At 59.7% G+C, this 20,508-nt stretch carries 21 protein-coding genes; 2 read left to right on the forward strand and 19 right to left on the reverse strand.

Annotation, left to right across the window (positions count from 1 at the left end):
* Nucleotides 1-84: 84 nt before the first annotated feature.
* Nucleotides 85-456: a hypothetical protein gene (locus CLV97_RS06750; RefSeq protein WP_106344769.1), complete on the forward strand. Its 372-nt coding sequence runs from the start codon at nt 85-87 to the stop codon at nt 454-456.
* A 146-nt stretch (nt 457-602) separates the two neighbouring features.
* Nucleotides 603-1,565, forward strand: a complete 963-nt coding sequence (locus CLV97_RS06755; protein ID WP_106344770.1) for a Na/Pi symporter — start codon at nt 603-605, stop codon at nt 1,563-1,565.
* Between the two features lie 42 nt (nt 1,566-1,607).
* Here the strand turns inward: CLV97_RS06755 and deoC are convergent, their stop codons facing one another.
* From deoC to hemQ, 19 genes are all read right to left on the reverse strand, one after another.
* Complete coding sequence (gene deoC / locus CLV97_RS18550) at nt 1,608-2,267, reverse strand: deoxyribose-phosphate aldolase (RefSeq protein WP_245891411.1); 660 nt, start codon at nt 2,265-2,267, stop codon at nt 1,608-1,610.
* Between the two features lie 54 nt (nt 2,268-2,321).
* Nucleotides 2,322-2,756 (reverse strand): NUDIX hydrolase, encoded by a 435-nt coding sequence (locus tag CLV97_RS18555; RefSeq protein ID WP_425440551.1) that lies wholly within the window; start codon nt 2,754-2,756, stop codon nt 2,322-2,324.
* Between the two features lie 224 nt (nt 2,757-2,980).
* Nucleotides 2,981-3,139, reverse strand: coding sequence for a hypothetical protein (locus CLV97_RS18070; protein ID WP_170070389.1), 159 nt, complete (start codon nt 3,137-3,139; stop codon nt 2,981-2,983).
* 125 nt (nt 3,140-3,264) lie between these two features.
* A complete protein-coding gene (locus CLV97_RS06765) occupies nt 3,265-3,810 on the reverse strand; it encodes a GNAT family N-acetyltransferase (protein ID WP_245891413.1) in 546 nt (181 codons plus the stop codon).
* Nucleotides 3,811-4,260 (reverse strand): GNAT family N-acetyltransferase, encoded by a 450-nt coding sequence (locus CLV97_RS06770; RefSeq protein ID WP_092035593.1) that lies wholly within the window; start codon nt 4,258-4,260, stop codon nt 3,811-3,813.
* 337 nt (nt 4,261-4,597) lie between these two features.
* Complete coding sequence (mtaB, locus tag CLV97_RS06775; protein ID WP_092035594.1) at nt 4,598-5,941, reverse strand: tRNA (N(6)-L-threonylcarbamoyladenosine(37)-C(2))-methylthiotransferase MtaB; 1,344 nt, start codon at nt 5,939-5,941, stop codon at nt 4,598-4,600.
* Nucleotides 5,938-6,684 (reverse strand): 16S rRNA (uracil(1498)-N(3))-methyltransferase, encoded by a 747-nt coding sequence (locus CLV97_RS06780; protein WP_106344771.1) that lies wholly within the window; start codon nt 6,682-6,684, stop codon nt 5,938-5,940. Before CLV97_RS06780 ends, mtaB begins: the two co-directional genes overlap by 4 nt.
* 64 nt (nt 6,685-6,748) lie before the next feature.
* Nucleotides 6,749-7,681 carry a 50S ribosomal protein L11 methyltransferase gene (prmA, locus tag CLV97_RS06785; protein ID WP_106344772.1) on the reverse strand — a complete coding sequence of 311 codons (933 nt, stop codon included), beginning with the start codon at nt 7,679-7,681 and terminating at the stop codon, nt 6,749-6,751.
* Nucleotides 7,682-7,767: 86 nt separating this feature from the next.
* Nucleotides 7,768-8,901, reverse strand: a complete 1,134-nt coding sequence (gene dnaJ, locus CLV97_RS06790) for a molecular chaperone DnaJ (protein WP_106344773.1) — start codon at nt 8,899-8,901, stop codon at nt 7,768-7,770.
* A gap of 209 nt (nt 8,902-9,110) precedes the next feature.
* Nucleotides 9,111-10,958, reverse strand: a complete 1,848-nt coding sequence (dnaK, locus tag CLV97_RS06795) for a molecular chaperone DnaK (protein WP_106344774.1) — start codon at nt 10,956-10,958, stop codon at nt 9,111-9,113.
* A gap of 41 nt (nt 10,959-10,999) precedes the next feature.
* Nucleotides 11,000-11,605 (reverse strand): nucleotide exchange factor GrpE, encoded by a 606-nt coding sequence (grpE, locus tag CLV97_RS06800; RefSeq protein WP_106344775.1) that lies wholly within the window; start codon nt 11,603-11,605, stop codon nt 11,000-11,002.
* Nucleotides 11,606-11,617: 12 nt separating this feature from the next.
* The gene (locus CLV97_RS06805) at nt 11,618-13,168 is read right to left on the reverse strand and encodes a TCP-1/cpn60 chaperonin family protein (RefSeq protein ID WP_106344776.1); all 1,551 of its coding nucleotides are present in this window, start codon (nt 13,166-13,168) and stop codon (nt 11,618-11,620) included.
* 95 nt (nt 13,169-13,263) lie between these two features.
* Nucleotides 13,264-14,289: a heat-inducible transcriptional repressor HrcA gene (gene hrcA, locus CLV97_RS06810; RefSeq protein WP_106344777.1), complete on the reverse strand. Its 1,026-nt coding sequence runs from the start codon at nt 14,287-14,289 to the stop codon at nt 13,264-13,266.
* A gap of 88 nt (nt 14,290-14,377) precedes the next feature.
* Nucleotides 14,378-15,538: a radical SAM family heme chaperone HemW gene (hemW, locus tag CLV97_RS06815; RefSeq protein WP_106344778.1), complete on the reverse strand. Its 1,161-nt coding sequence runs from the start codon at nt 15,536-15,538 to the stop codon at nt 14,378-14,380.
* A gap of 44 nt (nt 15,539-15,582) precedes the next feature.
* On the reverse strand, nt 15,583-17,406 hold the full coding sequence (lepA, locus tag CLV97_RS06820; RefSeq protein ID WP_106344833.1) for a translation elongation factor 4: 1,824 nt from the start codon (nt 17,404-17,406) through the stop codon (nt 15,583-15,585).
* A gap of 776 nt (nt 17,407-18,182) precedes the next feature.
* Complete coding sequence (locus tag CLV97_RS18930; protein WP_106344780.1) at nt 18,183-18,392, reverse strand: GNAT family N-acetyltransferase; 210 nt, start codon at nt 18,390-18,392, stop codon at nt 18,183-18,185.
* A complete protein-coding gene (locus CLV97_RS06835) occupies nt 18,367-18,621 on the reverse strand; it encodes a hypothetical protein (protein WP_106344781.1) in 255 nt (84 codons plus the stop codon). The genes CLV97_RS18930 and CLV97_RS06835 overlap by 26 nt, the downstream gene beginning before the upstream one ends.
* 232 nt (nt 18,622-18,853) lie before the next feature.
* On the reverse strand, nt 18,854-19,387 hold the full coding sequence (locus CLV97_RS06840; protein WP_245891414.1) for a Rieske (2Fe-2S) protein: 534 nt from the start codon (nt 19,385-19,387) through the stop codon (nt 18,854-18,856).
* A 256-nt stretch (nt 19,388-19,643) separates the two neighbouring features.
* Nucleotides 19,644-20,402 (reverse strand): hydrogen peroxide-dependent heme synthase, encoded by a 759-nt coding sequence (gene hemQ / locus CLV97_RS06845; protein ID WP_106344782.1) that lies wholly within the window; start codon nt 20,400-20,402, stop codon nt 19,644-19,646.
* Nucleotides 20,403-20,508: the final 106 nt, after the last annotated feature.

The raw sequence follows: 20,508 nt of genomic DNA on the forward strand, positions 1-20,508 counted from the left end.
CCCCGGCGTTCGTCCCACACCTCCTGAAAGATGGCGCATATAATAGAACGACCGCCCACCCTCAAAGAAAGGAGTGCGAGAGCCGTGTCCAAAAAGAAGGCAAATGATGCCCAGCTGCGGCAGATGATACGGAAAATCGTCAGGGAAGAAATGCAGCGGATGCAGAGCATGGACGATTCCGAATGGATGGAGCAAGACCCGGATTTCCATCCCGAGATGGCGGGAAGGCCTGATCTTCATGAAAGCCGCGGCTATCCCGATCCGTTCGATCAGGGTGACCTGTCCCCGGATCACCCCCCCTGGGCCAGCTTCGGCCCCGCTCAACCGGACCCGAATCGGAAACAATCGGCGCGGTCGGAACAACCCCCCCGCTACCCCGAATGGCCCGGTCCCTACACGCCGGACCTGGAATCGGAGCTCGACAACCCGCCCTACATTCCCAAACGGCGCAAATGACGGATAAAGCCCCTCCCTGGGGGCTTTATCCATGTCGGCCATCAACCCTCGGCACCTTCATGGCGGGTCGCTGTCCGCGCGAATTTGCCACGTCTCGTCATGCCTGTCCCCCTCCGGCCATATACATGGGAGAGGGGGCGGTGCCTGTGAAGGAAATATTGATACCCTTTGCAACGGGTTTGGCCGTTTTTTTGTTCGGGATGCAATTGATCCGCATCGGATTGGGAATCCTGGCCGGCGATCGCCTGGAGTCCCTTCTCCTCCGCTTCACCCGCACACCCACCCGCGGGATGCTTACCGGCCTTCTGGTCACATCCCTGCTGCAGAGCAGCAGTGCGGTAACCGTTTTATCGATCGGACTGGTGGACGCCGGGATTCTCACTTTTCCCCAAACCATTGGCATCATACTGGGCACCAATGTCGGCACGACGGTCACCACGGAAATCCTCGCCCTGAAGATCGAGGATTTCGCCCTTCCCATGCTCCTGGTCGGCGGATTCATGCATCTTCTTCCCTGGAAAGGATTCAAGGGCGCAGGCTTGGCCGTCGCCGGTTTCGGCTGCATCTTTCTCGGCATGGAAGCGATGCAATGGCTGTCCATTCCCTTGAAGGAGCGGGGATGGATTCATTGGATCCTGGAGCGGGGGGGAGATCCGGTCTGGACGGGCATCGCCGCCGGAACGCTGCTGACGGCGGTGATCCAGAGCAGCAGCGCCGCCGTCGCCATGACCATGGGCTTTTACTCCTCGGGTCTGTTGTCGCTGCCCGTCGCCGTCGCGATCGTCCTCGGCAGCAATGTGGGCACCTGTGTAACCGGCCTGATCGCCGCCATCGGAACGGGCCGGTCCGCCAAACAGGTGGCCGTCGCCCACCTGATTCTGAATGTGGTCGGCGTCCTTCTCTTCGCTCCGGTCGTCCATTGGATCGCCGACGCCGCCCGCCTGTTGGACAGCGACCCGGCCGCCCAGGTGGCCCATGTCCAAACCCTGTTCAACATCCTCTGCTCCCTGGTCGCCCTGCCCTTTGCCCGCCCCTTTGCCCAGCTCGTCACCGCCCTCGTTCCGGACGGAGTGATCGTTTGGCGAATCGGCAAAGGGCGAAAAAGATGAGTCCGGTCGCCGCAGCGAAAGAGGAAAGTCCTTAAAGAGCGCTCACTCGCCCAACTCCCCCAGGATGGCGACACCGGAACTGGTGCCGATCCGATTCGCCCCGGCGGAAATCATCTTCTTCGCAGCGGCCAGACTGCGGATCCCGCCGGAGGCTTTCACCCCCATCTCCGGGCCAACCGCCTCGCGCATGATGCGGACGGCTTCCACCGTCGCCCCGCCGGGCCCGAACCCGGTGGAGGTCTTGACAAAATGGGCTCCGGCCGCCTTGGCAAGTTCACAAGCGAGACGGATCTCCCCCTCATCGAGCAGTCCGGTCTCCAGGATCACCTTGACTGTGCGCCCCCCGGCCGCGCGGACCACTGCGCGGATGTCCTCTTCCACTCCCTGTCGGTCTCCCGACTTGAAGGCTCCGATATTCATCACCATGTCGATTTCGGAAGCCCCGTCTGCGACGGCCCGTTTGGTTTCGGCCGCCTTGACCTCCGTGGTCGTGGCCCCGAGGGGAAAACCGACCACCGTGCATACCTGGATGTCGGATTCCTTCAGCCGTTCCGCCGCCCGCGATACCCACCAGGGATTCACGCAGACCGCGGCAAACTCGGACTCCAACGCCTCCTGGCATAGACGGTCGATGTCCGACGCCGTCGCTTCGGGTTTCAACAGGGTGTGATCGATGATCGATGCGAGATTTGTTACCGTCATGGCTCTCCCTCCAAACGCGCATCCGCTTGACAAGTTATAAAGGTGATAGAGGCATCAGGATTCGCCCGCGAGAAGCCCCAGATGTCGGTAGGCTTCCTCCATCACGGGGAGGTTGTTGTCATACCCTTCCCCTTGCATGAGCCGCCAGGCTTCCTCCGGAGGCAACCAGCGGGCCCCGCCGATTTCGGACAGGGCGGGATGAAGCGCCTCGGACGTCGCCTCCACCAGATAATAGTGCACTTCTTTTTCCACATCTCCGTGATCGGGGTGAAAATAGCGGTAATGAACCGATGTCAACGGGCGAAGAATTCGCCCGGAAACCCCCGTCTCTTCCCGGATTTCCCTCAGGGCGGTCTCCTCGTTCGTTTCCCCCTTCTCCCTCTTTCCCTTGGGAAGCGTCCACCGGGAATACCTGTCCTCGATCAGAAGAATTTCCGTTCGGCCATTTTTCCGGCGGAACACCACCCCGCCGGCCGATACTTCCTTCAATCCGTCCACAACCTTTCCGCCCTGGTGTTTTAAGATCGGAATCGCTCCGCTTTCCCGGGCGATTTTCTTCCGCTCCCGATCTTACGTCTGCAAATGCTCCTCTGTCCTGAACGCCGCGATTTTAGCATAACACAACGGAAATGTGGATGGCAGGACAAATCCTCCGTCCGCGGGGGAAAATGCGGAAAAGCCCCCGACGGACAAACCGCATTTCCCGACTCCGTTCAAGAGGGATCCGCCTCGTCCCATGACAGGGTGGTCACTTCCGTATACTCGCCTTCCCGGATCTCTTCCTCGGACGCCCGCTGCTCCAGCTCTTCCCGGTCATCCATCCCCGGCGCGACGGTCGGCTCCTGATCGCGCTTCCGTTTTCCCTGTTTCATCGATTTCCCTCCTTCACCCCTTCACCGCCGAACCATCGGGATGCCGTTCGGCATCCCTCCGGTCCTGTCCGGTTTATTGGTTTCTAGGGGTATCCTGCACGGGGGAGAGACCGTTCATACCGGATTCAGTCCAACTCGATTCCCATCCAGTGAGCGTCGTAAAACCGACCGTCGATGCAAAATTCCCTCGAGATGGTTCCCTCCACCTTGAAGCCGACCGAACGGTACAGGCGAATGGCCCGTTCGTTGTCCGTCCGGACCCGCAGGTTGATCTTCCGGATCTTCCCGGTTTGCCGGGCCCATTGAAGCAAGGCTTGGAGCAACTGTCTTCCGATCGACATCCCCCAGTACTTTTTGCGGACGCTGATGCCGAATTCGCCGGCATGGGCATTGCGCTTCCGTTTCCCCGGCTGAAAATTAAGCATGCCGGCCATCTCTCCGTCCACCTCGGCGATCAAATACAAATGGGTGTCGGATCGGGCGCACTGTTCCAGCAATTGGCGCTGTTCGCCCACTGACGGGCGAAACTCTCCCGGTTCGAAAAGCAGGTAATCGGACTCGCCAAGGGTTTTCTGAACAAAGACAATCATTTCCTCCGCATCCTCCAAAACGGCCTCCCGAAGGACCAGCCTTCGCCCATCGGGCAAGGTTGACACCTGCTCAAACCCCACTCATTTCACTCCCTCCTCCTTCCCCTCAGGGGAAAGCCGCTTTCTGAACACCCAGCTGTTTCTCGTATAACCCATCTTCTCCTCGTAGAAACGGTGGGCCTCCTTCCGCCGGACCCCCGAGGTCAGCTCCACCAGACGACAGCCCTGGGCCCGGGCGAAGTCCTCCAGGTATCGGAGAAGCTTGGCCCCGTATCCCTTGGACCGCTCTTCCTCCTTCGTGACCAGGTCGTAAATGAAAAGATGCCGGCCATTGTACAGATTGACCATCACCGCCACGCCGGCCAGGGCCAGCATCCGACCGCTTTCCTCCAGGGCGAACAGCCGGTAACCCCGCGGGCGCATCTCCTCCAGCAGGGACAGATAGGTGTCCAGATCCAGATGGGTCCGCAGTTCCTTCAAGAGCGGAAAGGCTTCAACCCACTCTTCCCTTCGGGTCAATTCACGAATCATTGGGCATCTCTCCTTTGTACGGAATCGCATTTGACGCCGGTCACATGCGGCCACGGGCCCATTATAGCGAAAAAGCGGCGAAATGGTTGCAGCCGGTTTCAAGCATCCGTCACAAGCGGGTCAACCGGCACCGTCATTCGGCATCCATCCCCCAAAAGCGCAGACCGGAAAAGGGGCAAGATAAAAAAAGCGATCCTTTCGGATATCCTTTCGGATCGCCGTGACGGCTGACAAAGCCCAAAATCCGGCAGCAGGAAGAGGTTCCGCCGCCTCCAAGCGTTAAGACGCCTCCCCTCGATCCTTTGTCGCCGGACCGGGCGATTTCCCGGATCGCTCTTCAAACGGCCTCGGTCCGGGGGGCGTCATCCAGGACGCGGACGAAGGTGCCGCGGCAAACCTCCGGGCCGGGTTCGTCCAGGCGGACGCGGCACACCTTGCCCACCAACTGCTCATTGCCGGGGAAGACCAGCTGCAGGTAATTGTCGGAGTAACCCACATACAGACCGCTTCCCGGTTCTTCCTTGTAGGGTCGTTCCGGAATCACGTCCAACACGTCGCCGACAAACCGGCGGGCGTATTCCAGGGAAAGGCGTTCGGAAAGCCGGATCAGCCTTTTGACCCGCTCCTGCTTCACCGGTTCGGGTACCTGGTTTTCCATCCGGGCGGCGGGGGTTCCCGTCCGTTTGGAATAGGGGAACACGTGCAGTTCGGCAAACCGGAGCTCCTCGATCAACCGGTAGGTGTTCTCGAACTGCTCGTCGGTCTCGCCCGGGAAGCCGACAATCACGTCGGTGGTGATGGCCACCTGCGGCATCGCTTCGCGGATCCGCTCGATTTTCTTCCGGTATTCGTCCACCGTATATTTGCGCCGCATCCGCTTCAGCACCTCATCGTCCCCCGCCTGCAGGGGAATGTGCAGATGGCGGCACATTTTGTCCGACGCATTCAACACTTCCAGGATCCGCTCGTCGATCTGGCTCGCCTCGATGGAACTGATCCGGATCCGCTTCAGCCCGTCGATCTTGTCCAGATCCCACAGCAGATCGGCGAGGCTGTAGTCTTCCAGGTCTTCGCCGTAACCGCCGGTGTGGATTCCGGTCAGGACGATCTCCTTGTATCCGGCCTCCACCAGCTGGCGCGCCTGTTTCAACACGTTTTCCGGCTTGCGGCTCCTGAGAAGCCCCCGGGCCCAGGGAATGATGCAGAAGGTGCAGAAATTGTTGCAGCCTTCCTGGATCTTGAGGGACGCCCTCGTCCGGTCGGAAAAGGCGGGAACGTCCAACTCCTCGAACTCCCGCGTTTTCATGATGTTTTTCACCGCATTGATCGGCTGCCGTTCCCGCTGGTACTGTTCCACGTATTCCAGCAGACGTTCCCGACCCTGGGTGCCCAAGACGATATCGACCCCGGGGATGGCCATCACTTCCGCCGGCGAGGTCTGGGCATAACATCCGGTGACGACGATGACGGCGTCCGGATTGCGGCGGATCGCCCGGCGGATCACCTGGCGGCTCTTTTTGTCTCCGGTATTGGTCACCGTGCAGGTATTGATCACGTAAACATCCGCTTTCCTGTCGAAATCCACCCGCTGATAACCGGCCCGCTTGAACAACTGCCAAATGGCTTCCGTCTCGTATGCGTTCACCTTGCAGCCCAAGGTGTGAAAAGCCACCGTGTTCACAGGGTTTCACCTCCCATTTCACCGTTTGCAAACATCGCGCAGGCGAGCATCGCCACCGCCGCCGTCTCCGTCCGCAGGATCCGCGATCCCAGACTGACGGGGACCGCCCCGGCTTCCCGGGCCTGGCGGACTTCCTCCTCCTCCCATCCCCCCTCCGGTCCGACAATCAGGAGGAGGCGGGAGAAGCTTTTCCTCGCCAGGGCGGCGGACAAGGGCTCACCGCCGCCCTCGTAGGCGATGAGCGCCAACTCCGCCCTCGCGATCGCCTCGAGCAACCCGTTCCAGTCGGTCACCGGGGAAACCGTGGGAATGCGCCCGCGGTGGGATTGCTCCGCCGCCTCCTTGAGGATCCGCTTCCAACGGACCCGGCGCTTTTCGGCCTTGACCCGGTCCCATTTCACCACGGTTCGACGGGAGGTGAAGGGCAAGAAGGAGGTGGCTCCCAGCTCCGTTCCCTTCTGCAACACCAACTCCCATTTGTCACCCTTGGGCAGGGACTGGGCCAAAGTGACCTGCAGGCCGGGCTCTCCCGCCGACGGCTCCCGCCGAAGGATGCGACAGGTCACCTCATTCCCGGTTCCTTCCATCAATTCGCCGATGTAATCCGTACCCTCACCGTCGCAGGCGATCAGCTGATCGCCGGGACGAAAGCGCATGACGCGCCGAATGTGATGCACATCGTCTCCTCGTATGACGAACTGCTCCCCTTCGACCTGCTCCGGAGAAATGAAGTAACGCTGCATCCCCGTGCTCCTTCCACAACAATCGGACCGGTCGGATCGACTTTCATGCTGAACGTATATTTTATCACCTTTTTGCCACCAGCGCCACCCAGTCCCCCTCGCCAATCGTTTCCACCGTCTCCAAACCTGCATCCTCCAGGGCTTTTTGCACACTTCGAACCTGGTCGGAAACGATTCCCGAGGCGATCAGGCGGCCGCCCGGTCGGAGAACCCGGCGAAGGTCCCGGGCAAGGCGCAGAATGATGGGAGCCAACAGATTGGCCAGGATCAGGTCTCCCTCTTCCGTCACCCCTGTCAGCAAATCCCCCGTCCGGACGACAACGAGATCTTGTACGCCGTTCAGGATGGCGTTTTCCCGGGTCTTCCGGACGGCCACCTCATCCAGGTCCACGGCCAAAACGGATCCGGCCCCCAGTTTGGCGGCGGCGATGCTCAGAATGCCGCTGCCGCAACCGACATCGATCACCCGATCGCCTGGGTGCAGGTGTTTTTCCAGGAGGCGGAGGCACATTTGCGTGGTGGCATGGGTCCCCGTGCCGAAGGCCATCCCCGGATCCAGGCGGATGACCGTCTCGCCTTCCCCGGAATCCGCCTTCTCCCACACGGGGCATACGGTCAGACGCTCCGTCACGCGGACGGGCTTATAATACTTTTTCCAGGCGCTCTCCCAGGACTCCTCCGCGACGATCCGGCAGGACACGTCCGCCGGTCCCGGGTCCAGACCCCAGTCCGGAAGCTTGGCCAGCCGATCCCGGATGCGTCCCGCCAGCATTCCCTCCGGTGTCGACTCGGGAAAATAACCTCTCACCACCACTCCCTCTTCCGGATAATCCCGCCGGTCCAGTTCGACGATTTCACCGAAGGGACTGTCCCAGGAGCGGGAGAATACTTCCGGATCATCGATCACGGTTCCTCCGGCCCCCAATTCCATGAGGATGGAACTGACCGCCTCCACCGCTTCCGAACTCGTATGGACGCGTATCTCCAGCCAATTCACACCGACACCCCCCAAGAAAAACGCGGGCCCGACGCCCGCGAAGACAATGGGTGATCCATTTCCCCAGCGATTCTTCCTTCAAAGGTTCATTCTCCCATAAAGGCCTTCTTCATCTTGTTGAAAAAGGTTTCCTCGGACTGTTCCCGGATGTAATCCCCGCTCAACCGGCCGAACTCCCGCAAAACTTCTTTTTGCTTCTCGGTGAGACGGGTGGGGGTCACCACGCGCACCTTGACGCGCTGATCCCCTTGGCCGTAACCCCGAAGTCGGGGAACCCCCTTCCCCCGCAGGCGGAACTCGGTTCCCGTCTGCGTACCGGCCGGGATTTTCAATTTCGCCCGCCCGTCGAGGGTGGGAACCACCACTTCATCGCCAAGGGCGGCCTGCACGAAGGTGATCGGCAGGACACAGACGATGTCGTCCCCATCCCGTCTGAACAGTTCATGGGGCTTCACGCGGATGTGAATGTACAAGTCGCCCGGAGGTCCCCCGTTGATTCCCGGTTCGCCCTCTCCGCTGACGCGCAGTTGGGCGCCGTCGTGAATCCCGGGGGGAATCTTGATGTGTATCTTCTTCCGGTGTTTCTGCTTACCCGATCCTCCGCAGGTGGAGCATTTCTCCCGGATAATCCGCCCCTGACCGCCGCACTGCTGACAGATCCGCCGGTTCACAATGCGGCCGAAGGGCGTGTTTTGCACGGTCTCCGCCTGACCGGTTCCGCGACACAGCGGACAGCGCTCCGGCTGCGTGCCGGGTTTGGCCCCGCTGCCTCCACAGGTGGAACAGGTTTCGGTCCGGGGGACGAAGATGTCCGTTTCCTTTCCAAAAACGGCATCCTTGAACTCCACTTCCATGTGAAATTCCAGATCGGCACCTTGTCGTGGGGCGTGAGGGTTTCGCCGTCCCCCGCCGAAAAACATGTCGAAGATATCGCCGAAGCTGAAATCGGCACCCGCTCCGCCGAATCCGCCAAAACCGCTACCCGACCCGGCAGCCGCACCGGGATCCGCGTGGCCGAAACGATCGTAATTGGATCTTTTTTGCGGATCGCTGAGGACCTCGTAGGCTTCCTTCACCTCTTTAAACTTTTCCTCGGCGTCCGGCTCCTTGTTCACGTCCGGGTGGTATTTGCGGGCCAGCCTTCGGTACGCCTTGCGGATCTCTTCAGCGGAAGCAGTCTGACTCACACCCAGCACTTCGTAATAGTCGCGTTTGCTCACCGGGTCACCTCCTTCTCATGCAGGCCGATGCCCCTCGGGGCTCAATGTGGGCCGAAGGGGAGGCACCGCTTCGCCTGCGCTTAGATGGCAGGACTGATACGGCACGCTCCCTCTGCTGTTCATGTATTCACCCTCCATCCCTAGGGTGATCCGATATGAAAAAGGCAAAGCCGGAAAGCCTTTCCGGCTTTGTCGGGGAAAAGGAAAAGTCACTTCTCGTCTTCTTTTTTGTCATCTACCACTTCATATTCGGCATCCACGACGTTATCCTTTTCCTCCTTGGAATCAGCTTCGGCCTCCGATCCGGCCGTCTGGGCCTGCTGGGCCTGCTGCTGATACATCTTCACCGCCAGTTGCTGCACCGTCTGTTCCAGCTCATCCGAAGCCTTTTTGATCTCCTCGACGTCATTGCCCTCAAGGGCTTTTTTCACCTTCTCCTTGGCTTCGTTCACCTTGTCTTTATCCGCCTGCTCCACTTTGTCGCCCAGATCCTGAAGGGTTTTGTCCGCGGTGAACATCAGCTGATCCGCCCGGTTACGGACCTCCGCCTCTTCTTTCTTTTTGCGGTCCTCCTCGGCGTGCTCCTCGGCTTCCTTGATCATGCGCTGGATCTCTTCCTCGGACAGGCCGCTGGAAGACTGGATGGTGATCGCCTGGCTCTTGCCCGTCGCCTTATCCTTGGCCGACACATTGACGATCCCGTTGGCGTCGATCTTGAAGGTCACCTCGATTTGGGGAACGCCGCGGGGAGCCGGTGGAATGCCGTGCAGGTGGAACCGGCCGAGGGATTTGTTGTCTTTGGCCATCGGCCGCTCGCCCTGCAGGACGTGAATCTCCACCACCGTCTGGTTGTCCGCCGCCGTGGAGAACATCTGCGTTTTTTCGGTGGGAATGGTGGTGTTCCGTTCAATCAGCTTGGTAAACACCCCGCCGAGGGTCTCGATTCCCAGGGAAAGGGGAGTGACGTCGAGCAAGACCACATCCTTCACTTCACCGGAGAGAACCCCGGCCTGAATGGCCGCACCCATGGCCACCACTTCATCGGGATTGACCCCTTTGCTCGGTTCCTTGCCGATCAGATTTTTGATCGCTTCCTGAACCGCGGGAATCCGGGTCGAACCGCCGACGAGGATCACCTTGTCGATCTGGCTCGGTTCCAATCCCGCATCCCTCAAGGCCTGGCGGGTCGGTTCCATCGTCTTTTCCACCAGGTGGGCGGTCAGTTCGTTGAATTTGGCCCGGGTCAGGGTCACTTCCAGGTGTTTCGGACCGGTCTCGTCGGCAGAGAGGAAAGGAAGGGAGATGGTGGTGCTCAACACGCCGGACAGGTCCTTTTTCGCCTTCTCCGCCGCGTCTTTGAGCCGCTGCATCGCCATCTTGTCGCCGGTGAGGTCGATGCCGTGTTCCTTTTTGAACTCCTCCACCAGGTAATCGATGATCGCCTGGTCGAAATCGTCCCCGCCCAGCTTGTTGTTTCCGCTGGTGGCCTTCACTTCAAACAGGCCGTCCCCGAGCTCCAGAATGGACACGTCAAAGGTCCCGCCGCCCAGGTCGAACACCAGGATGGTCTGGTCGTCCGCCTTATCCAGCCCATAGGCGAGGGCTGCAGCGGTGGGCTCGTTGATGATCCGAAGCACTTCCAGTCCGGCGATCCGGCCGGCGTCTTTGGTCGCCTGCCGCTGGCTGTCGTTGAAGTAGGCGGGGACCGTAATCACCGCCTGGGTCACCTTTTCACCCAGGTATGCTTCGGCGTCCGCCTTCAGCTTCTGCAGAATCATGGCGGAAATTTCCTGGGGCGTGTAATCTTTGCCGTCGATTTTCACTTTATGGTCGCTACCCATGTGCCGCTTGATCGAAATGATCGTCTTTTCCGGGTTGGTGATGGCCTGCCGCTTGGCCGCTTCTCCGACGAGGCGCTCACCGTTTTTCGAAAAACCAACGACGGAGGGAGTGGTGCGACCCCCCTCCGCATTGGGAATGACGACGGCTTCATCCCCTTCCATGAAAGCGACACATGAGTTGGTGGTTCCCAAATCGATTCCGATCACTTTGCCCATCGAAGAATACCCCCTTTTGCCGGAGATGCTGTTTCTGTTTCTTATTTGGACACTTTCACCATCGTGGGCCGGAGGACGCGGTCCTTGAACCGGTACCCCCGCTGAAGCTCTTCCACCACTGTGCCGGGTTCGTATTTGTCACTCTCCGTCTGCATGACGGCATTGTGCAAATGGGGATCAAAGGGCTTGCCCACCGCCTCGATCGGGGACAACCCCGCATCGGACAGCACCTGCAAAAGCTGGCGGTAAACCATTTCCACGCCCTGATAGAAGGCTTCCCCGCTCGAATCCCGTCCTGCGGCCAAAGCCCGCTCCATATTGTCCAACACCGGCAGGAGCGCCTCCGCCAAGTTGGCCGCTCCGTAACGGGCCGTATCCTCCAGCTCCTTTCGAGCTCGCCGGCGGTAGTTTTCCAAATCGGCCCGCGCTCGGAGGAACATCTCGTAATGCTCCTCTGACTGCCGCTTCCACTTCTCCAGTTCTTTCTCCAGCTGCTCGTAGGGATCCTCCTGTTTTGGGGATTCCTCCGCCACGTCCCCATCAACGCTTTCCGGATTCGGCTGACGCTCCGCCTTTTCTCCCTGCGTCACAGGCCGAGAAGCTTCCACCGCCTCCTCGGATGCCAGTTCATCCTTTCCTTCGTTCACGCCGGTCACCTCCTACTCGATCAAATCGGGCAGATCTCTCATCTTCACAATGGTATGAATCCGAAGGATTGCAGCGCTTACTTCACCCGCCGCCTGAAGGGCATGATACTTGACGGGCACCGGATCGACGACGCCCATTTCGATCATGTCGGCGACATTTCCCCGGTCACAATCGATTCCGAGGGAATCGGACTGCCGCTTCAACTGGAGCGCCTTCACGGCCTCCACTTTTTCGAGGGGGTTGAAACCGGCATTCGCCACCACTTGAACCATCGGGCGGTGCAGAGCCTCGGCCACGGCGGCCACTCCAAACCGCTCCATGCCCTGGACGGAATCGCGGTATTTTTCCACTTCCCGGGCCAGGGCCAGTTCGGCGGCACCGCCTCCGGGAAGGAAACCGCCGCGGACGGCAGCCTGTACGGCGGAGGCGGCATCCTTGCAGATGCGCTCCCGCTCGCCAACCACTTCCTCGGTGGAAGCGCCCACCAGGATGGTGGCAAAGGGTTTGCCCCGGCCGCCGCTCACCCGAATCCGCTGATAGGGCTCGTGGTCCTCCACTTCATCGCAGTGGCCGATCACCGTCTCCAATTCCTCCGGCATTTTCCGCAGAGCGGAACGCTTGATGATCCGAGCGCCGGTGTGATCCGCCACTTTGGCGAGATCGTGATGGGAAACCCGTTGAACCACCATCACCCCGGCATCGGTCAACATCTCTTCGGCCACCGGGTCGACGCCGCGATCGACGACAATCAGTCCGATGTCCATCTGAATCAACTTTTCAATCACTTGAAGGAATTCATCCTTCAACTCCATCTGCCGCGCAAAGCCGGCCTCCGTGGCGAGGGCTTCCTCGTCCACCGGTTCCGGCTCCAGGGCGTCCCCCACGACAAGCACGCGGACATCATGTTTGTATGCCGGCATTTGCAGGTTCATCCGCCCCTTGTTGATCAGAATCCCCGCGAACACTTCACTTTCGGCCCGCGGGTGGGCAACCACGCAATCGCAGAGTTTGAAGTTCTTCTCCATCAGCTTTTCCCGGCCGACCATCTGAGCCGCTTCGATGACCAATTCCGAGATGTCCTCGTTTTCCCTGCCGGCGGTGAAAGCGATCCGTTGGAGCCATTCGTCATCCAGCTCCCAGATGGGACGGGCGATCTCCTGCATCTTCTGCAGGGCGAAACGGACGCCCTTTCCGATGCCGGCGATCACTTTTGCCACCGGCACACCCCGGAAAACCTGTTTGGCCCCTTCTTCCACCAACGCGGCCGCAAGCAGGGTGGCCGTCGTCGTCCCGTCCCCCATCTCTTCCTGCTGGGCTCTGGCCACGTTGACCAGCATGCGGGCGGCAGGATGCTTCACTTCCATGCGGTCCAGAATGGTGACGCCGTCGTTGGTGACGATCACTTCCCCCCGGTTGTCCACCAGCATGGTGTCAAGTCCCTTGGGGCCCAACGTTCCCTCCACCGCGGAGGCGATGGCCCGAACAGCACTGGTGTTGGTCTGGAGGGCGCTCAATCGGGAATCTCCCTTGTCGGGTCCGGCAAATTCCTTCTGACTCTCCATGGATGCGGCTCCTCTCTTTTGTTACATAGGGATAGGGGGCTCCTTCGAACCCCCGATCCAGTATCCATTCACTCCCCACCAATGCCGGATCGGGCCTACCCGAACAACCGGCGCAGATGGTCGGAGAAGTCTATGGCCAGCACTTCAAGAAGACTGATCACCTTTTTGTAGTTCATCCGGGTAGGTCCCAATACGCTGATGGTTCCGACGGACCGTCCGTTGACCGTGTAAGATGCTGAGATGATGCTGCAATTGTCGACCGCTTCACAGCGGTTCTCCTTTCCGATCCGAACCTGGACCCCGCTGTCCGTCGTTCCGAACAGCTGGAGAACCACGTCGGTCTGGTCAAAGAGATCGAACAACCGCTTCACTTTCTCCACATCGCGGAATTCCGGCTGATTGAGAATGTTGGTCGTTCCGCTGAAATAGATGCGTTCCTCCTGTTCCCTCCGGAGCATCTCGTCGATCATGGTCATGAGGTATTCGTACTGGTCCACATAACGCGCCAGCTCATCCTGCAATTCCTGTTGAACCGTCTGCTTCAGCCGATGGAGAGGGAGTCCCTTCAACCGGTGGTTCAGCAGATTGACCAGTTTCTCGATCGAAGAGAGGGAAATCTTTTCCGGAACGGTAAACCTCCTCTTTTCCACATGGCCCGCATCGGTCACAATGACGACGACCGCATTGTTTTCCGACAACGGCACCACTTGCAAATGGCGCAGCTTATCCTCGTAGACCATGGGTCCGAGAATGACTGTGGTATATTTGGTCAGCTTGGATAGAATTGAAGCCGTCTCCTGAAATACCTGCTCCAATTCGTCCATCTGGATGGTGAAAAGGCGCTTGAGCATCCGAATGTCCGACGTCCGCGGTCGGAGCGGCGGAAGGAGATGATCCACATAATAACGGTAGCCTTTGTGGGAAGGAATACGGCCGGCAGATGTGTGCGGCTGCTCCAGATAACCCATCTCCTCCAGGTCGGCCATCTCGTTGCGGATCGTGGCGGCGCTGAACCCCACCCCTTTCCGCTTCGAGACCGTCCTGGAACCGACCGGTTCCGCGGTCAGGATGTAGTCATCCACCACGGCCTGGAGGATCTTTTTCTGCCGCTCGGTCAACATCTGCCCCACCTCCTTGTTAGCACTCCAAGCCTTCGAGTGCTAAAAATACACAATTTAAAAGTACCAGAAGGAAAAGGCGATGTCAATCTTATCCGCCGGCTTGTTCCGCCTCTCCCACGAAGGCGGCGAACACCTCGTTTCCGAAGAGCAGCCCCTGCTCGGTGAGGGCCAGACGCCCATCCCTCTCCGCAAGGAGCCCTCTTTCGAACAGGCGCGCCAGCACCCCGCCGAAGACCTCCTCCACCCTCCGTCCAAACCGCCTGAAAAAGCGGGAAGGATCCACCCCCTGAAGCAGCCGGAGTCCGAGAATCATCTCGTTCTCCATCGCCTCCGCCTCCGGCACCGGGTTCCGTTCGGCCACCGGAAGGCGCCCGTCCCGACAGAGCCGGATGTACTCGCGGATGCCGCGCACATTGGCGTGACGCCAACCGCCCACATAGCCGTGGGCTCCCGCCCCCAGCCCGTAATATTCCTCGTTCAGCCAGTAAGTGCGGTTGTGGCGGCTTTCCCGGCCGGGGAGGGCGAAATTGCTGATTTCGTAGTGGACAAACCCCGCTTCGGCCAGGCGGCGCCGCGTCAACTGGTACATGGCCAGTTCTTCGTCTTCGGAGGGGAGGGGCAGCCGGCCCCGCTCGTACAGAACGTGAAAAAGCGTGTTTTCTTCCACCTTGAGGCTGTAGACGGACAAATGATCCGGCTTCAGGGAGAGGGCCTGCTCCAGGGAGCTTTCCATGTCCTCCACCCGCTGGTCCGGCAGCCCGAAGATCAGGTCGAAGGAGAGGTTGTCAAACCCGGCGTCTCTGGCCTGTTCCACGCTGCGAAGCACATCTTCCACCGTGTGGATCCGTCCGATCCGCACAAGCAGGTCCGGCCGGAAGGTCTGCACGCCGAGGCTGAGCCGGTTCACCCCGCCCTCCCGCATGACGCGCAACAGCTCGGGCCCCGTCGTGCCGGGATTGGCTTCCGCCGTGAACTCCAGATCACCGGACCACTCCGGAAAGAAACGCCGGACTGCCGAGAGCAGCCGCTCCATCTGGGCCGGTGTCAGCACCGTCGGGGTTCCCCCGCCAAAGAAGACGGACCGGATGGGGCCGGGCGGAACGTCCCGCACCCACATCTCCATCTCCTTTTCCAGTGCCGACAGGTATTCGTCCACCGGCTGCCCCTTCACCACGTAGGCGGTGAAATCGCAGTAATGGCATTTGTTGGTGCAAAAGGGGATGTGAATATAGACCGCTTCGGGGGGCATCCGTCCCCCTCCTTCCCTCACCCTTTCAACCGCCGGGCAATGCCTCACTTCTTGCCGGAATCGTCCACCTTCAGCACCGCCATGAAGGCTTCCTGGGGCACCTCCACATTTCCGACGGCCTTCATCCGCTTCTTCCCTTCCTTCTGTTTCTCCAACAGCTTCCGCTTCCGGCTGACATCCCCGCCGTAACACTTGGCCAGAACGTTTTTCCGCATCGCCCGGATCGTCTCCCGAGCGATCACCTTGTTGCCGATGGCCGCCTGAACGGGCACCTCGAACATTTGACGGGGAATCAGCTCCTTCAGTCGCTCCACCAGCTGGCGCCCCCGGTGATACGCCTTGTCCCGGTGAACGATGAAAGAGAGGGCGTCCACCGGCTCCCCGTTCAGCAGGATATCCATCTTGACCAATTGGGAGGGCTTGTATCCGATCAGCTCGTAATCGAGGGAAGCGTAACCGCGCGTTCCGGATTTGAGCTGGTCGAAGAAATCGTAGACGATCTCCGACAGGGGCAGCTCGTAAACGAGATTGACGCGGTTTGCGTCCATATACTGCATGTCGATATACTCTCCCCGCTTGAACTGGCACAGCTCCATCACGGCTCCCACGTAATCATTCGGCACCATGATGGAAGCCCGGACATACGGCTCCTCGATGTGATCGATCTTCTGCTGGGGAGGCATGTGGGTGGGATTGTCGATCTCCTTCACCTCCCCGTTCGTCAGGTACACCTTGTAGACCACGCTGGGAGCGGTGGTGATCAGCGGGATGTTGAATTCCCGCTCGATCCTCTCCTGGATGATCTCCATGTGCAACAGGCCCAAAAACCCGCAACGAAAACCGAATCCCAAGGCGGTGGAAGTTTCCGGTTCATAGCGGAGGGAGGCATCATTCAGCTCCAGCTTTTCCAGGGCTTCCTTCAGATCGTCGTAATCCGACGAGTCCACCGGATACATTCCGCAGTACACCATGGGATTCACCCGCCGGTAACCCGGCAGGGGCTCCTCGGCGGGCCGCAGGGCGTCGGTGATCGTGTCCCCCACCCGGGTATCCTTCACGTTTTTGATCCCGGCCACGACGAACCCCACCTCTCCGGCGGACAAGGCATCCATCGCGACGGGACGGGGGGTGAAGGACCCCACCTCCGTCACTTCGAAGGTTTTCCCGGTGGACATCATCTGGATCTTCATCCCTTTTTTGATCGAGCCGTCCACCACCCGGATATAGGTGATCACACCCCGGTAGGAATCGTAGACCGAATCAAAAATGAGCGCCCTCAGCGGCGCATCGGGATCGCCTTCGGGAGGTGGCACGTCGCTTACGACTCGCTCCAAAATCTCCTCCACGCCGATGCCCTCTTTGGCCGACGCCAGCACCGCATCGCCGGCGTCCAGCCCGATCACCTCCTCGATCTCCCGCTTCACCCGATCCGGATCGGCGCTGGGAAGATCGATCTTGTTGATCACCGGGATGATTTCCAGGTTGTTCTCCAGCGCGAGATAAACGTTGGCCAAGGTCTGGGCCTCCACCCCCTGGGCGGCGTCCACCACCAGGAGGGCGCCCTCGCATGCGGCCAAGCTGCGGGAGACTTCGTAGGAGAAATCCACGTGGCCGGGAGTGTCAATCAAGTTCAGGACATATTCCTTCCCGTCCTTCGCCCGGTATTTGAGCCGGACCGACTGCAGCTTGATGGTGATGCCCCGCTCCCGTTCCAAATCCATTTGGTCGAGGAACTGGTCCATCCGCTCCCTTTCCGACAGGGCCCCGGTATGTTCCAGAATCCGGTCGGCCAAGGTGGATTTGCCGTGGTCGATATGTGCGATAATGGAAAAATTGCGAATCGATTGCTGCCGTTTCCGAACATCCATTTCCTTCCCTGGTTCAAAAAATCCGCTCGAGTCGTGCATTCAAGCAGACCGGCCTTCCGACCAGGCATTCGCCTCCTTTCGGCTGTTGGGTTTTCCCCCTGCGGACAGGACGGGTGACCTCGGCTCGAAACTCCCGCCCGGCCGGGAGATCGGCAGAACTCCGACGGGAAACGTCATCCTCGGGCGGCCGGCGCCTGCGGGTTTTACCGTCTGTTTCGCGATCGAAGGGGGTTCGGATTGCGTCATCCTTCTCCCCGTCCGCTCACATCCCGTCGTGTGCGGCCCTTCGGTTCCCGGGGCGGGCCTCGAGGAAGACCCCGATTCCCGGTGCTGTTCCCCCTCGGGTTTCCGGTCGAAAAAACGGAATCCGGGAGCGGTTCTCCCGCGCCCAGGTTTTCCCCCGCCGGGTCCTGCTTGATGCGTATCCTTTAAGGGGGTGCCGCGTACTAGGCGAAGACTTCTTTTCTACTTTCCGGGGGATGCGCCTCCGACTGTCATCGATCCGTTCCCCGTGCCCGATTTTGCAAAGACCGCCATCGCGGTTCCAACGCGGTGCTGCTGTTTATATCATACCTGATTCGCCGACCGTGGCACATATATTATTATAGCTGTTTCAAACCGCCTGCACACGGACAAATCGACGATGGGCCGATGAAATCACGTTAAATCAGTATATCGGATTCGGCGGCGCCCTTCAATTGAATGCAGGGGCAACCCGTGGGGGGAATCTGTGACAAATGTTCAAACACCCTTCGCGCAGGAAGCATCCTCCGCCGCTATTTTCGCCCGACCCTTTTCGAAAACCGGAATCCGGTGACTTCGTACCCCGCCTGCGTGTAAAACCGATGCGCATCATGGCGCTCGGGCCGGTTGCCGCTGGTCAGATAAATGAGAGCGGCGCCCTCTTGCTCAGCCCACTTTTCCGCTTGCCCCAAAAGCGCTCTTCCGATCCCCCTTCCCCTATCCGGGATCGGTGACCAACGCAGCGATTTGAATGGCTATTTGGTCGCTTTCGTAAAGGATCACCTTGCGCGCCCCGACCAACCCGACGACTCTCCCCTGATACTCGGCAACCCAGGTGCGATACATGGGATCGGAGCAGATTCGCTCCATCCGGCCGGTCATGGACTCGGCGGAAGTCGAATAGCCCAAATGCGCCATCAGTTCGGCCGCCGCCTCGATATCCTTCATGGTGAATTCCCGGACCACCAACATGCTCCTTCACCCGCCTTTGCGGGATGCGCTATGCATCCCTGAAAACGTTTTACGATTCAAACACGCCGTTTTCCTGTCTTGTGCCCCGTCCGGTTCCCTCCGCAGCTTCCGTCGCGTCCCTCGGGCGAAATGAAGGGGGACCGCAGGGAGCCTTCACCGTCGCCTCCGAGCGGTCCCCCCTACAACACCCGGGAAGGCTTCACATCACCGCCAAAAGGGCTCCAAGCACCGACTACCCCCTTGTTCGCGGCACGATTTTGCCCAGGTAAAGCCTTCCCTTTTCCACCTTCGTCTCGTACCTGTCCAAGGGAGCCGCAGGCGGTGTGCCGGGGATGTTCACCCCGTTCTCGTCATACCGGCCGCCGTGGCACGGACAGAAAAACTCGCTTTTGAAACGGGGGTTCCCCTCCCACTTCACGGTGCAATTCAAGTGCTTGCAGACCGGCGAGAGGGCGAGGATGTCGCCGGAGGCGCTCCTCCGAACCCAGGCGGTCCTTTCAAATCCCTTTTCGGGATGGTACCATCCGTCCTTCCTTTTGACGAAAAACCGGACAAACTTATAGGTTTCACTGAATTGGTCGACGGGGCCGACATCGACAAAGGACGCTCTCTCCTCCTCCCGCTTCAGAAAGGGGTCGGCGGAAAAACGGACCATCGGATACAAAGCGGTTGATGCGAGAAACGCCCCCGTTCCCCCCAGGGTGTAAGTGAGAAACCGGCGGCGGGAAATCCCTTCGCTTCGACGCCCCTTCTCTTTGTCACCCACGAATCCCACCTCCCCTTGAATTGCGCACCGGGTCGTGAGAATATCCGAGGCTCCAGCAACCGCTAGACCACCGCAAGACAAAATCGCTCGCCTTCCATCCGGAGCAAGCAATCCCCTCCTTTTCGATCCGGTTTCGCCTCTGATCCAATTGATTCCCGAATCGATTTAGGAAATGTTTACAATAAATGAAACTTTTGAGCCGAAACCGAAAAAAGGAGCCCGGCGAAAAAATCGCCGGGCTCCAATGCCGACTCTTTTACCCGCTGATTTGTTCCTTCAGCAGGGAAACCAGCTTCTCTTCGGTCAAACGGGCACCGGTGTAGAAGGGGCCGAACTCCCCGAACCGGGCGCTGACTTCATCAAATCGCATTTCCGTAACAATCTTTTTAAAGGTAAGGGGATCGTCGGCGAAGAGGGAAACTCCCCACTCCCAATCGTCCAGGCCGATGGAACCGGTGATGATCTGGCGAACCCTTCCCGCATAGGAACGGCCGATCATCCCGTGGCTTTTCATCATTTTCCGCCGTTCCTCCATCGGGAGCATGTACCAGTTGTCGCTCAGGTGCCGGCGCTTGTCCATGGGATAGAAGCAGACGTATTTCGCTTTCGGCATGCTCGGCTGCAGCCGCTCCCGGAAAGCGGGATCGCTCAAGGGATCGGTCCCCGGGGGAACGGTGTACGCACTGAGTTCGACGACCGAAATGAAGGAAGTGGGAGCGGACGTCACATCGGCAAAGGCCGTTTTGTCAAATCGCCACTTCACCTCGTTCAACTCGTCGAGGGTGGGGCGGAAATGGATGAACAGCAGATCCGCCTTATGGCCGAAAACGGCATACTGTCCGAAGCTGCCGCCGCCTTTTTCCTCCACGGACGCAAATTCCCGGAGGACTTCCAACAGCTCCCGGGTCACTTCTTCCCTTTTCTCGGGGGAAAGCGATTTCCACCGGTTCCAGTCGATTTTGCGAAAATCGTGATAGGCATACCATCCCTCGTAGGTTTTCACCGCTTCGCTCATGGTCTCACATCCTCTGAACGGCGTTATCAACCGGAGAGGGGTTGCGCCGCCACCTCCGGCACAACCCCGTCCCTCAACCATTTTACCAGTTTTCCCGAAGGGTTTG

The organism is Planifilum fimeticola, from assembly GCF_003001905.1.
Taxonomy (GTDB): domain Bacteria; phylum Bacillota; class Bacilli; order Thermoactinomycetales; family DSM-44946; genus Planifilum; species Planifilum fimeticola.